The following is a 14,253-nucleotide window of genomic DNA, read 5'->3' on the forward strand; positions in this document are numbered from 1 at the left end:
GTTTTATACTTAGTCAATAATAATTATTAAATAATAATTATTATTGGTTTGTATTAATATAAGGCAAATAAAAATAATTGGTATACTAAATCTACATCTAGCACAAGATATTAGTATACCAATTTATAATAGCTACTTAATACCCGTTTCCAAGTACCTTTCCATCTTTGAGTTCCATTCGTCGTAAAGCTCACCATATTCATCCTTAACCACTTCTAAAAATTTGTCTAGCACCCCTAATTTATTTAACCCTTTCATCAAATGTCTAGGATAAGTACGATCTCTAGAATAATTATTTCTAGGATCTATTACCATTAAAGAAAGTTCCTCTGTAATATATAAATCCTTGCACCTTATATCAAGTTTAGTAAATTTAAGCCTTTCAAATTCTTTTATGACTTCAATAACCTTGCATGCCACTTCCTTATTTAATCCATTCTTCTTTATATATTTATCTAAACGTTCTCCCCCTACATAATCTCTTACAATATAATATGTTCCATTGTAGTATACCTTGGGAAAATATTTGCTATTCTCCGTTCTCTCCAAAATACCATATTCTCTTTTGCACACCCTTTTTTCTTTAAAAATCTTAATCACTTTATTATCTGGAAGTAGATATACTACCCCGTTGTTTCCTTTTCCTAGAAACTCCCCTTCTCTTAACATCTTTTCCGCTCTTTCATCTAAATCGATATAATACTCATCAACAACACTCATAAATACACCTTTCTTTATTATTGATTCCCTTATACTCTCTATATTCTATGAGCAAACTTCCATTCTATTGACATTTAAATGGTAAATAATGTGTTATCAATTTCTAAAAGTTTCATTGCAGATAAATTTATTGCAATTGCTCCCAAAGGTGCCGTTATTAAAATGGATAAAACCGATAATGCTAATATTAAATCCCCCGATGCTACCCCTAAGGATAATGGCACGGCGCCTATTGCTGCTTGAACAGTAGCCTTAGGAATATATGAAATCACACAGAAAAATCTCTCTTTCCAATTTAATTCTGTGCCTAATACAGAAATTATAACCCCTATACTTCTTCCTAAAAGTCCAATTAATATAACAGCAATACCAACTCCTCCAACCTCAAGTGCTACCTTTATATTGACTTGGGCACCTACTAATACAAAAAGTAATATCTCTGCAAAAACCCAAATTTTATTAAACTTCATTGCTAATCGCTTTCCTACATGAGGCATTTTTTCAAGTATTATAAATGCAATAGTCATTACACCTAAAAGACCAGCTATTTCAATCTTGTTTTTTAATAGACTTTCTAATGCTGTGAGCAATATAGAAGAACCGAGTATAAGTAACACCTTTTTTGTATCTCTTATGTGATATTTTTTAAACATCCATATGAGAATAAATCCAATAATAATCCCAGATGCAACTCCTAAAAGAATTGAAATAGGAATTCCTAAAATCTTTACCCCTATGTTAACATGATTGCCACTATATAATCCTAAGAATGTACTAAATATTGTAATTGCAAACACATCATCAATTGAAGCACCTGCTAATATTAAGGTTGGTATGCCCTTGTTTGTCCCTATGCCTTTTTCCATGAAATTAATCATTTGAGGTACTACTACTGCTGGCGATACTGCTGCAATAATAAATCCTAACATTCCTCCTTGTATAAATGAGAATCCTAAAAGTTTTGTTGAGGCAAAAGCGATAAAAAAACCTTCAATTAAGCCTGGAATGCAACTCATTTTAAGTGCAGTTCTACCAACCTTTCTTAAATCATCTCTACTTATTCCAAATCCTGCTCTCAACAGTATTATGATTAGAGCAATTTTACGAAAATCAGCAGATACATTCATTATATCTGATTGAATTAAATTAAACCCATAAGGTCCTATGATAACTCCTAAAATAAGCATACCCAATAACCCAGGCATTTTAAGTCTTGTAAAAAGAGCATTTGTAAGTAATCCCAATAAAATAATAATTGCTAAGCTTGTAGCCATAGTTATTCCTCCTAATTAAATTTTTAAATACAAAAAACTCCTACAGAAATAAAAATATTACCTGTAGGAGTCATTAGCTTCACAGCAGTTAAGGCGAACTCCATCACCGTATCTCAATTTTACTAATAAATAGTATCATGTTTTTTATAAAAATACAACTTTAGTTAGATATTTAGATGTTTAGTTTTTTAGATTCTTAGATATTAAAAAACCAAAAGTGCTAAGTATGTAGTGAAATAGCAATTTTTTTCAGAGCGGCTTCACTGCGTGCTTAGCTATATGCCCGGAAACTCTATATTCCAAAGCTATTTCTCACCATTCCATAGTATATTAAGTTTAATCTTCTTGTAATATTTGAAAGTTTCTCATACATAGTATATAATGTGGATATACAACTTAATTAAGTAAATTTTATTTATTATTATAATTTAAGTAAAATAAAGTAATTAATTGTATCTACCCATTTTCTATATTCCAAGTATGAGTTTTTAATTAAAAGCATATAAATTAGGGCTTATATAAAAAGAAGAACTCCTAAAATGTTTATAAGAAGTTCTTTTTTTATGCGCTCATTCTTCTAAAATCACAGAAGAAACCAAAAGGAATATATTTATTCTTTTAATAAGAATACAATTAGGGGTTATATACATATAACCCCTAAAATTATGCCACCATTGTTTTGCTAAGCTTGCCAAATAGTTTTTAGCTAACATGATGGCATTGGTGGCGTTTAGCTATGGGTAATTATTAAACCATAATTTTAAAATAAATATATTGTATAGGAGGATATACACATTGGATTTACTCTTAAAAATTAGTATTGTATTATTTGTTGGTGTTATTGGAGGAAGGTTAGCTAAATATCTTAAACTTCCTAATGTAACAGGTTATTTAGTAGCTGGATTATTTATCGGTGCATCTTTTTTAGGGATAATTAATGAACAAGATATGACAAGCTTTTCAATTGTCAATGAAGTAGCATTAGCAGCCATCGCTTTTAGTATAGGCAGTGAATTTCTCTTAAAAGATATGTTAAAAGTAGGTAAAAGTGTTCTTATAATTACACTGGCAGAAGCCATTGGTGCTGTAATATTAGTATTTTTAGTAACTTATTATGTATTTAATCAGTCCTTTCCATTTAGCATTGTAATAGCCTCTATGTCCGCAGCCACAGCTCCTGCTGCAACGATGATGGTAATTAGACAATATAAAGCTCATGGACCTCTTACAAAAACTATTTTACCAGTTGTTGCAATTGATGACGCTGTAGGGATTATGCTCTTTGGACTTGCTATGTCATTAGCTAAAATATCTATTGGTTCAACAAGCCATTCTTTTTTACAGATGATTAGCGCACCACTTATAGAAATTTTAGGTTCCCTTTTACTAGGATTTTTATTAGGAGTTGTACTTACATTTTTAGCTAACAAATCTAAGAGTAAAGAGGAGTTATTGTCAATTGTATTGGCCGCAATTGCTGCTAGTACTGGACTAGCTAACTTATTAAAATTATCTCCTCTTTTAACTTGTATGATGCTTGGTGCAACCCTTGTAAATTTAATGCACAACTCAAATCGTGTATTTACACTTATAACGGATTTTACTCCTCCTATTTATTTGCTATTTTTTACTTTAGCAGGAGCGAGTTTAAATCTAAGTGTTCTAGCCCAGGTTGGAGCCTTAGGTATAGGGTATATTATAGCTAGAGCAATAGGAAAGATGCTTGGAGCTTTCTTAGGAGCAAAATCCGTAAATGCGGATGATGCAGTGGTTAAATATTTAGGACTTAGTCTATTGCCACAGGGTGGTGTTTCCATAGGATTATCTATAATAGTAAGGCAGGAATTGCCACAATTTGCTGCAGCCATAACTACAGTTATTCTCTTTAGTGTATTAGTTTATGAAATTTCAGGACCTATTCTAGCAAAGATAGCTATAGAAAAAGCTGGAGAGGTAAACGGATTGAAGAAAGTTGCAGGCCAAGCCTGTTAAAAACAATAGAAGCCATTGGAAAAAAACACTTTATTGTATATAATTTAGGTAAGTAATTATATGATTTATATTATGAAAGTTGGTGATACAATGTATGCATTATTTCTAGTTCTTAATGAAGTTGATTACTTAGATGATATTCTATCTACTTTTTTAGATATTGGTGTAAAAGGTGCAACCATTTTAGATAGCCAAGGAATGGGTGGTGCCCTAGTTCATGGTGAAAATAGAGACATACCTCTCTTTAGATCATTAAAAAGCTTTCTAGATAGTTCTAGACCTTATAATAAAACAATCTTTACTGTTATCCAAAGTGAAGAACTTGTTAAAAAGGCTATGCAAGCAGTTAATGACGTAGTTGGAGATATTTCAAGACCCGGTGTAGGCTTAATGTTTACAGTTCCTATAGGTCATATTTATGGTATGAATGAAAATTGTTGTAGTGAATAAATAAAAAAATGCGACATAATTTTATTTAATGAAAATTTGTCGCATTTTTTATTTTAGCACAAATTCTTATTTCATAATTTTCGAAAAATAGTGATTTTTCTGTATAGATATGATAATATAAATATAATGATTATACAAACATCGACCAAATATAGTTTATTGGAGGACAAGCCTTGAAAAAGAGTTCTAAGCAATTTTTAATAATATCCTTTATCATAAGCTACATATGTTTTGGTTTAATAGTTTATTCTAGGATTACATTTGACCATATATTTAATAATCCTCTTTATCTATCTCTATTTGTGCTTGGATGCCTAGGCCCTCTTATTTCATCATTTATTGTACATATTTTAAATAAAGAAGAGTTAGGTGGAATAAGAGGATTTACAGACAAATTAAAAACAGTTAAAGCTCCAAAAGCCATTATTTTAATACCATTATTTCTAATAGCACATTATGGTTTTGCCATACTTTTGAAAACCGTTTATAGATATGGTAGTATCATAGATTTTTTTCGTTATCTTCCCATAGCTATAATACTAGGCTCACAAGAAATTGGTTGGAGGGGAATAGTACAGCCAGGGAATGAAGAAAAAAATGGGTTTTGGAAATCTTCTATTATAACAGGACTTTTTTGGTCATTGTGGTTTTTTCCACTTATTTATATACCACAATTTATTATACTTCCACAGTTTTACGCGCAATTTGCAGCATATTTAGTGGGAATAAGTATACTATTGACTACTCTTTATAAATCAAGCGGGAACATTATGTATTGTGTAATACTATCTAGCTTTATATTCGCATTATTTCCAGTTATCATCTTAAAGCAGAGCTTCATGCTTGTTCTAATAGCATTGCTTGATTCAATAGTTGCAAATACATTTAAGAACAAAATCTTCAACTAAGAGAATAAAATATAAAAATGCACTTAGTAACTAATTTATATTAATTACTAAGTGCATTTTTGGTTTTTTTAAATAGTAATTTAGTTTAATCATAGAAATCATCTTCTTCTAATTTTTTTTCTCTTTGCTCAAGTATTTTCTTAAAGATCTCTTCAGCAGCTTTATAATGATCCTCCGTAAGTCTCATTGCCAATTCATAGTCCTTATTTCTAAATGCATCCATTATTTTTTTATGCATCTTAATACTGTCTTCCTGAATTTGAAAGGTGCCAGAATTATAAAAATTCCTAACAAGCATTTCATGAAGAACATTATATTCTTTAAAAATCTTTTTTAATCTGCTATTTCTAGAGTAATTAATAAATGTCTTATGAAACTTATAATCATAATCATAGAATTCATCAGTGCCTATATACTTCTCCTGAAGTAATAAATATCTTTCTAAATGCTTACATACTTCTTCAGTGCCAGCTTTCTCAAAAGACAATTTTACACCGGTGTTAATTACATATAGAAGTACCTCATTGACCTCAAGAAAAAAATCGTAATCAAAATCAACCACTGTTGCTCCAGATTTGTCAATAGATGTGACAAGTCCATCTTGATTTAGACGATTTATGGCATCTCGAATAGGAGACGAACTAACTCCAAATCTTGTTTGCAATGTCCTATTGACAAGTTTTGAGCCAAAAGGAATATCTCTTTTTAATATTTCCATTTTTAATACATCATAAATTTGATCACTTAAAGTTTTTTTGTTAATTAACACGCCACTACTCCTGTTTTTTATAAAGTAAAATAAATTAATTTAACATATTATATCATTAATCTTTTATTATGTAAATAAAAGAGGCGGAGTACTACTCCACCTAACCTTTCTTGAAATATTTAATACTAATTTACTAGTATTAAAATGCCACTTTCATAAATAGAGCAACTATACATAATATTGCTGCAAAAGGTACGTAAACAAATTTTCCCAAGTTGTACCATAAATCCCCTTGTTTCTTCTTAGCTCCTAAATTTATTTCATTAAGTAAATCTTCTTTTTTCATAACCCAGAACCAAGATATAGCTCCTAATGTGGCTCCTATAGGGATAATATATATAGATACAATATCCATCCATGGTCCCCACTTAAATATAGGTTCCATATTAACGCCTATACCAAAACAAATCACACAAAGTAATGCTAACATAGGAACACGTTTTAGTTTTGGGAATCTATACATTAATGATTCTCCAACTACTTCAAACATGTTTTGTAGAGAAGATACTCCACCAAATACTACCGCTGTAAATAATATTATTGCAAATATTCTACCTCCCGGTATATCCTGTAATATTCTAGGTAAAGTTACAAATAAAAGTCCAGGACCTCCACCAACATCTACATTGTACGCAAAGCAAGCAGGTATAATAACTAATGCTGCTACTATTGCTGCAATTGTATCAAATAAAGCAGTGCTTTTTGCTCCATCTACTATATCTTCATTATCTGAAAGGTATGCGCCATATACAATCATTCCACTACCAGTTACAGATAGAGAGAAGAATGCTTGTCCCATAGCCCAAATCCAAACCATTGGACTTTTTAACATTTCCCACCTAGGCATAAACATAAATTTATACCCTTCCGCTGCCCCTGGCAAAAAAGCTACACGAATAGCAAGAATTATAAATAATACAAAAAACAATGGCATCATAATTTTATTAGACTTTTCAATACTATCTGCGCCAAGTGTCAGTGTAAGTAATGTTCCAATGACAACTATTAAGTGATATGGAACAACTGAGTAATCTGTCATGGAGAATGATTCAAACCATACCCCTGTATCTACAGTCATAAGAGTACCTGTAACAGATTGAGTCCAACCTTTAAGTACATATGATATAATTACTGCATAACCTATTGCTATACACATAGATCCTACAAGAGGAAGCCATCCTACATACTTCCCAATTCCACCTTTTCCACCCGATTCCCAAGCATTTTCATATGCACCAAGGGTACCAGTTTTTGCTCTACGACCAATTGCATATTCTGCAGAAAGCCCTGTGTAGCTAAAAAGTACTATAAAAATAAGATAAGCCACTAGAAATGCTCCACCACCGTTGCTTCCTAATTTGTAAGGAAACCCCCAAACATTAGCCATACCTACAGCAGATCCTACGCAAGCTAAAACGAATCCCCATTTTGTCGAAAACTTCGCATTATTCTGAACATTTTTGGTATTTTGATTAACTTTCGTTTGCATACCTTTCCTCCCCATTTTTAACTTTATAATAGGAGTCATTATAAAGTAATATTTTTAATTCAGCCCACCTTTTTTGTTATATGTATATTTATATTCCATATTATCAGGCATAATACCTGATAATATAGAATAATAAATCTTTTTAATTAGTCTGCATAATCAAATTTTGCAGTAAAGAATCTTAATTGTGCAGGTTCATAGATGAATTTAAGTGGTCTTATATCTTTATTATGTTTGTATAGATGGATAACTGATTCAGCTACAACATCCATATGCTTGTAAGTGTAAACTCTTCTTGGAATAGTAAGTCTAACTGTTTCTAATTTTGGTCTATGGTTTTCACCTGTCTTAACATCTCTACCTGCAGAAATTATACCACGTTCCATTGATCTAACGCCAGAGTCAATGTAAAGTGAAGCAGCTAGTGATTGAGCTGGGAATTGTTCTTGATCTAGATGTGGACAGAATCTTCTTGCATCTAAGAATACAGCGTGTCCACCAACAGGTTCAACTATAGGAACTCCAGCTTCTTTTAATCTATCTCCAAGATATCTAACTTGTTTTATTCTGTGTTCTATATATTCAAATTGCATTGCTTCTCTAAATCCAATTGCTATAGCTTGCATATCACGGCCAGTCATACCACCATATGATGGCATACCTTCGTAAACTACTACTATTTCCTTAGCTTTTCCAAATAATTCTTCATCATTAATTGCTAAGAATCCACCAATATTTACGATACCATCTTTTTTACCTGACATAGTAGCACCGTCAGAGTAGCTGAACATTTCATGTACTATATCTTTAATTGAAACGTCTGAATATCCTTCTTCTTGTTCTTTTATGAAATATGCGTTTTCAACACATCTAGTAGCATCATAGAACACCTTGATTCCGTGTTTTGCTGTAAGTTCTCTAACTGCTCTCATATTAGCCATAGAAACCGGTTGTCCACCTGCTAGATTTACAGTAACAGCAAGGCATACATAAGCTATATTTTCTGCACCCTTTTCATCTATTAATTTTTGAAGTTTATTTACATCAATATTACCTTTAAACTTAACATTTGCTGAAGCATCATGTGCTGCATCTTGAACTATATCTACGAAGATACCGCCGTTTTTTTCTTGGTGATATCTAGTAGTTGTAAAGTACATATTTCCAGCCACATATTGTCCTGGTTTGATAGCTATACTTGAAAGAATATTTTCTGCACCACGTCCTTGGTGAGTAGGAACAACGTGTTTGAATCCAAATAATTCCTGGATAGTAGATTCTAGATATACCCAGTTTTTACTACCAGCATAAGCTTCGTCTCCAATCATCATTCCTGCCCATTGAACATCACTCATGGCATTTGTTCCTGAGTCAGTAAGTAAGTCAATATAAACATCCTCTGATTTTAAGTTGAATGTATTATATCCAGCTTCTCTCATAGCAATTTCACGTTCTTCTCTTGAGATCATTTTTACAACTTCTACACTCTTAATCTTAAAAGGCTCCGCAGGGTACTTGCTTAAATCCATGTAATCCATAATAAAAATCCTCCTTGAATTTTATATATTATTTATTATTTATTATATATATCATGTATGATGCATCATACATCATCGACCATCTTTATTGTACAATGGAAAATATCGGATGTCAATATGAAAACGTTATTTTTTCTGATTATTTGTATTATTTAGATGATTATTTATATTCCCTTTAATTTTATAATTCAGTCTTTTGTCGAATTATCGTATTTATCAATCAGAAAATAAAATTTTAAATATATAAAAAACTTAATTCGCAACAACAATACTTATAAAAGTTAAGCTTCTACTACGAATTAAGTTTCTTTTTATCTTTTATTATTAACTTTTCAATTTTAACTCTTAGTTCTTAACTATGACTTCCATGAACTATTTTAAAGCCTTTATCTTTTAACATTTTTTCATGTTTCTCATACTGATTACATTCTACCTTTATACAAAGGGCCAAATGAACAGTATCCACATTATTATTTTTAAGTTGCTTTATTTTGTGATCCCAGTCATCATCTTTCCCTATAGTCTGTCCACAACCACTGCAGTAGAAGAAGCTTCCAAGAAGTGGTTTGTTATCACCATATAATTCAAAAGCATCTGTAGAATTATTGTATGCTTTAAAGCACCCTGTACCAGAACACTTACCAACTAATTTTCTACATGCCATTATTCCTATTGCCATAATATACCCCTTTCTTCTTACACAACTATTACTTAGACTAAATTAGCATAAGCATATATCTTAATTATATGAATTTATTCAATAAAGCCCTTAATCTGCATTTTTTCCTCATCACGAAATAGTGCCATTCCTGTCTTCATTTTCCTAAAGTTCGATTTTTCATAAAAAATTTCTTTGCCAGGAGAGGCATATAATATAAAATTACACTCTGGAATAGATTTTAAAATGCTATTAAGAATTATGGCGCCTACCTTTTTACCTTGATATTCAGGCAATACTGCTATATCATAAATTGCAGCTTGATAAACTCCATCTGAAATTGCACGACCAAAACCAATTAATTTATCCTCATCAAAAGCAAATACAACAGTATGACTATTTTCAAAAGCCTTCTTATGTACTTCTCCTTCAAAATAAGACATTCCAACCTTTTTTAATATTTCAGGTACACAATTCCAATCTACATTTAAACAATTGTATTGAATTTTTAAGTTCATTTTTTTCTCTCCCTTACCCTATTAGTTTAAATTTAATGCTATAAAGCAAGTATAAATGATTACCTTAGGTAAAGCGCAACTACTATTTTATATCAAGTGATTCTTAGCTTCAGTAGAAGATGGGAGTATTACGGATGGTAGTCATCGGATAAAATATCAATTCTGTACTAAATATTTATTTCATCTCCTGTACTCAAATATTCCACCCTATCTCCCAATTTTTCTTTTAAACGGGCATATCCTTTTTCTCCTGTGCAATGTCCTGTGTATACTTTTTCTATTCCTTCTTCAATAATTTCTTGAGATATATGATCTATGTACTCATCTTTCATGCAAAGTCCATCCCATTTACCTTCAACCATTAAATGAAATCCCCCAACTATTCCTTTAATATTTTCCTCTGGGAACAAACTCTTAACAGTTTTAATAATATTGATTATTCCATTGTGTGCACAGCCTGTAAATATCACAAGTCCATCTTCTGCTTTAAAGACTAATATTAATTCGTGTTGAAAGTCATCCTTGATAAATCTGGTTTTTTCCTCTCCACATTTTTCTTCTTTGTAAAGATTGTCATTTCCCTGTGGTAATGGATATTCTTTTAATATATCTGTGACAATAAAAATATTTTTATCTATTTGGGTAAATTCATCTACAAACTGAAGTCTATGTAAGTTATCTTCAGCTACATCCTTATTAATTCCTATATATGCTTTTTTCCCATTTCTATCTGAATAGTAATCTTTAAGAGCTTTCTTTTTTAAATATACCTTCCCTAAATTATTACTGCTAAAGAAAGCCAATAATCCTCCCCCGTGGTCAAAATGGCCGTGCGATAGTACCGTCATATCTACTTCTTGAATATTTACTCCCAGCTTTTCTCCATTACTTACAAAACTACCTGAGCACCCTGTATCCAATAATATTTTTCTATCTCCAAATTCTATGTAAAGGCATAATCCATGTTCACATGTTAAATCTTCACCAACTTTTGTATTCTCCATTAGTGCAATAACTTTCATTTATAATACCCCCGTATAATTCAATATTACAACCTTATTATATGCATATTTTGTAATAAATGCATATATATCAAACTATTTTGCTGTGACAACTCTCCTAATTTAATAGGACACCTTTGTCCCCCATATTGTGACATTCCTGTCCTATACAATAGGACATATTTGACCATAGAATAAATATAAGAGAATAAATATAACCTAATATATTATAATATCAATAGGACACTTTTAATTATTTATGCGTTTATATATTACGAAAGAGGCGATTTTATTTTATGTTAGGTTTCAACTTTCACAGCATATTTTTATGTTTTAAGCAAATATAAATTTAAATAATCTACTAATTCTACAATCTTATTGTAACTCTAGTGTACAAAAAACATAAAAGAGGATTCCGCCGTAGCAAAATCCCCTCCATATTTAATCATCTAAAGATCTATTAACTAAAAAACTAATTTTATTCTTATTCCCCACAAAGGAACAATAATTTCTTCCACTTTCTATCTACTTCTTCTTGAGCTTTAGCAATTAAAACTTTTCCTTCTTCTGACTTGAACAAATGTTTAAATCTTCCCTGTGGCTTTAGCCATTCTTCAATTGGAAGTTTATTTTTAGGCTTATAGCTTAATTTAAATTCTCCGTTTACCACTTCATATAGTGGCCAGTAGCAAGTTTCAACTGCTAATTTTATTAATTCTAGTTCCGTTGCCGTGTCACATCTCCATCCTCTTGGACATGGAGCTAATACGTTCATAAATTTAGCTCCCTTGAACTCATTTATGGCTCTGTCAGCTTTATTATATAAATCCATAGTGTACCTTGTTCCAGGTATTACAGGAACTGTTTGTGCCACATATGGTAGATTGTGAGCTGCCATAATCATGGTTAAGTCTTTTCCACTTTGTTTTTTACCTAAAGATTCACTTCCTTGAGGAGTTGTTGTAGTATCTGCTCCTGCTGGGGTTGCGGAGGATCTTTGAATTCCTGTATTCATATATGCTCCATTGTCATAGCATACATAAAGCATATCATGTCCTCTTTCCATAGCCCCAGATAAGGATTGGAAGCCTATATCATAGGTTCCACCATCTCCGCCAAAAGCGATGAATTTAAATTCTTCTTTTATTTGACCCTTTCCTTTTAAAACTCTATAAGCTGCTTCAGCTCCACTAATGGTTGCTGCTGCATTTTCAAAGGCTGTATGAATAAAGGAATCCTTCCAAGCTGAGTAAGGGTATAGAGTTGTGGAAACTTCTAAGCATCCTGTAGCATTGGATATAACAGCCTTATGCTCTGGGTTAACCGCTTTTAGTACCCACTTTGCAATCATAGGGGCTCCGCATCCACCACACATTCTATGTCCACTAGTTATTCTATCTGGAATTTTAGTTAATTCTTTTAATGTAGCCATTCTTATCCCCCCTATTCCCTTAAACCTAAGTAGTTATATTTATTGTATTTTCCTGTGTTTATAGCTTCTAATAAATCCATGTAAACACTTTCCAAACTTTCTACTCTAACGTCTCTTCCGCCTAGTCCATAGATATAGCTCATTAATATTTTGTCATTATATTTTCCATATAAAGAACCTGCTACATCTACATATAATGGTCCTCCATTTCCTGATAAGCCTTCTGCCTTATCCATTACAGCTATGGCTTTAACATTTTTAAGAGCTTCACAAATTTCCTCTACTGGGAAAGGTCTATATAATCTTATCTTTAATACTCCAGCTTTGATGCCTTTTTCTCTTAATTCATCTGCCACAGCTTTTGCTGTTCCAGCAGAGGAGCCTATTATAACTAAGGCTACTTCAGCATCTTCTAATCTGTAAGCTTCAAACAATCCATATTTTCTTCCTGTTAACTCTTCATACTCTTTGGCTACTCTTAAAGCTACATCTTTAGCATTTAAAAGACCTTGTTTTTGCTGTCTTTTCATTTCCATATAATAGTTAGTAAGAACCATAGGACCAACAGCTATACTCTTCTCTCCAAGTAACCCTGCTCCTGTCCTTTTATTAGCACCAACAAATTCTGCAACCTCTTTATTATCCATAATAAATAAATTTTCTACGGAGTGGCTTGTTATAAACCCATCATAACATACCATACCTGGAACCATAACTTCCTCGTCCTCTGCTATTTTTAATATTTGAATAGCGTTATCATAAGCTTCCTGGGTATTTTCAGAATACATTTGTATCCATCCTGTATCCCTTGCTCCCATGGAATCTGAATGGTCATTATGGATATTAAGGGCTGGAGACATTGCTCTGTTTACTAGAGCCATTATAATTGGACACCTGTCCCCTGAAGCTATATGAAGCATTTCCCACATAAGTCCTAATCCATTTGATGAGGTAGCAGTCATTACTCTACCTCCTGCTACTGAAGCTCCTATACATGCACTCATAGCACTGTGTTCTGACTCTACTGCTACAAATTCTGCTTTACACTCACCATTTGCAACGAAGGATGAAAAATACTGAGGTACTTCTGTTGATGGAGTTATAGGAAACGCTGGAAATACGTCTGGCCCCATTTGCATCATAGCTATTGCTACAGCTTCGTTACCGCTTAAACTTTTTCTTATCTGATTAGCTTTTGCCATTGTCAAACCCTCCTATTCTTCATCAACCAGCTCTAGAGCTTTAAAGTTACATTGTTCTACACATACTCCACAGCCTTTACAGTGATCATAATCTATACTAGTCATTTTTCCATCTTCTACTATTATGGACATATCAGGACAAACTGCCCAGCAAAACATACAATGCTTGCATTTATCTTCATACCAAATAGGCTTCATTGCTCTCCAGTCTCCAGTTTTAAAGTCTTCTGCACTTCCTCCATCTAGAATTAATCCACCTCTTGGGATATCCATCCATGGAGATTCTGGAGTAACCTTCATTC

The 14,253-nt window shown here is 32.2% G+C and carries 14 protein-coding genes and 1 riboswitch; of the genes, 3 read left to right on the forward strand and 11 right to left on the reverse strand.

Translation table 11 applies throughout. The features are described 5' to 3' along the window. Positions 1-132 precede the first annotated feature (132 nt). Both RYO54_RS04000 and RYO54_RS04005 read right to left on the reverse strand, forming a co-directional pair. The gene (locus RYO54_RS04000) at positions 133-720 is read right to left on the reverse strand and encodes a serine/threonine-protein kinase (protein ID WP_315116006.1); all 588 of its coding nucleotides are present in this window, start codon (positions 718-720) and stop codon (positions 133-135) included. A 74-nt stretch (positions 721-794) separates the two neighbouring features. Further along, positions 795-1,994 carry a cation:proton antiporter gene (locus RYO54_RS04005; RefSeq protein ID WP_315116007.1) on the reverse strand — a complete coding sequence of 400 codons (1,200 nt, stop codon included), beginning with the start codon at positions 1,992-1,994 and terminating at the stop codon, positions 795-797. 57 nt (positions 1,995-2,051) lie between these two features. Next, positions 2,052-2,111: riboswitch (Fluoride riboswitch) on the reverse strand. A 678-nt stretch (positions 2,112-2,789) separates the two neighbouring features. On the opposite strand from RYO54_RS04005, the gene RYO54_RS04010 reads away from it, so the two are divergent. From RYO54_RS04010 to RYO54_RS04020, 3 genes are all read left to right on the forward strand, one after another. Then, positions 2,790-3,986 (forward strand): cation:proton antiporter, encoded by a 1,197-nt coding sequence (locus RYO54_RS04010; protein WP_315116008.1) that lies wholly within the window; start codon positions 2,790-2,792, stop codon positions 3,984-3,986. Positions 3,987-4,058: 72 nt separating this feature from the next. Beyond that, positions 4,059-4,436 carry a hypothetical protein gene (locus RYO54_RS04015; protein ID WP_315116009.1) on the forward strand — a complete coding sequence of 126 codons (378 nt, stop codon included), beginning with the start codon at positions 4,059-4,061 and terminating at the stop codon, positions 4,434-4,436. A 173-nt stretch (positions 4,437-4,609) separates the two neighbouring features. Then, complete coding sequence (locus RYO54_RS04020; protein WP_315116011.1) at positions 4,610-5,344, forward strand: type II CAAX prenyl endopeptidase Rce1 family protein; 735 nt, start codon at positions 4,610-4,612, stop codon at positions 5,342-5,344. A gap of 85 nt (positions 5,345-5,429) precedes the next feature. Here the strand turns inward: RYO54_RS04020 and RYO54_RS04025 are convergent, their stop codons facing one another. The 9 genes from RYO54_RS04025 to RYO54_RS04065 form a co-directional block, all read right to left on the reverse strand. Further along, positions 5,430-6,113, reverse strand: coding sequence for a GntR family transcriptional regulator (locus tag RYO54_RS04025; protein ID WP_315116013.1), 684 nt, complete (start codon positions 6,111-6,113; stop codon positions 5,430-5,432). A 139-nt stretch (positions 6,114-6,252) separates the two neighbouring features. After that, positions 6,253-7,602, reverse strand: a complete 1,350-nt coding sequence (locus RYO54_RS04030; protein WP_315116015.1) for a sodium-dependent transporter — start codon at positions 7,600-7,602, stop codon at positions 6,253-6,255. 146 nt (positions 7,603-7,748) lie between these two features. Continuing rightward, the gene (locus RYO54_RS04035; protein WP_399549016.1) at positions 7,749-9,140 is read right to left on the reverse strand and encodes a tyrosine phenol-lyase; all 1,392 of its coding nucleotides are present in this window, start codon (positions 9,138-9,140) and stop codon (positions 7,749-7,751) included. 352 nt (positions 9,141-9,492) lie between these two features. Next, the gene (locus RYO54_RS04040; RefSeq protein WP_315116016.1) at positions 9,493-9,819 is read right to left on the reverse strand and encodes a CGGC domain-containing protein; all 327 of its coding nucleotides are present in this window, start codon (positions 9,817-9,819) and stop codon (positions 9,493-9,495) included. Between the two features lie 74 nt (positions 9,820-9,893). After that, positions 9,894-10,316, reverse strand: coding sequence for a GNAT family N-acetyltransferase (locus tag RYO54_RS04045; protein ID WP_315116017.1), 423 nt, complete (start codon positions 10,314-10,316; stop codon positions 9,894-9,896). Positions 10,317-10,483: 167 nt separating this feature from the next. Further along, positions 10,484-11,338: an MBL fold metallo-hydrolase gene (locus RYO54_RS04050; RefSeq protein ID WP_315116019.1), complete on the reverse strand. Its 855-nt coding sequence runs from the start codon at positions 11,336-11,338 to the stop codon at positions 10,484-10,486. A 463-nt stretch (positions 11,339-11,801) separates the two neighbouring features. After that, a complete protein-coding gene (locus tag RYO54_RS04055; protein WP_315116020.1) occupies positions 11,802-12,749 on the reverse strand; it encodes a thiamine pyrophosphate-dependent enzyme in 948 nt (315 codons plus the stop codon). A gap of 11 nt (positions 12,750-12,760) precedes the next feature. Beyond that, complete coding sequence (locus RYO54_RS04060) at positions 12,761-13,951, reverse strand: transketolase C-terminal domain-containing protein (RefSeq protein ID WP_315116022.1); 1,191 nt, start codon at positions 13,949-13,951, stop codon at positions 12,761-12,763. A gap of 12 nt (positions 13,952-13,963) precedes the next feature. After that, a complete protein-coding gene (locus RYO54_RS04065; protein ID WP_399549048.1) occupies positions 13,964-14,251 on the reverse strand; it encodes a 4Fe-4S binding protein in 288 nt (95 codons plus the stop codon). Positions 14,252-14,253: the final 2 nt, after the last annotated feature.

Origin of the sequence: uncultured Clostridium sp. (assembly GCF_963515715.1) — a bacterium.
Taxonomy (GTDB): domain Bacteria; phylum Bacillota; class Clostridia; order Clostridiales; family Clostridiaceae; genus Clostridium_AW.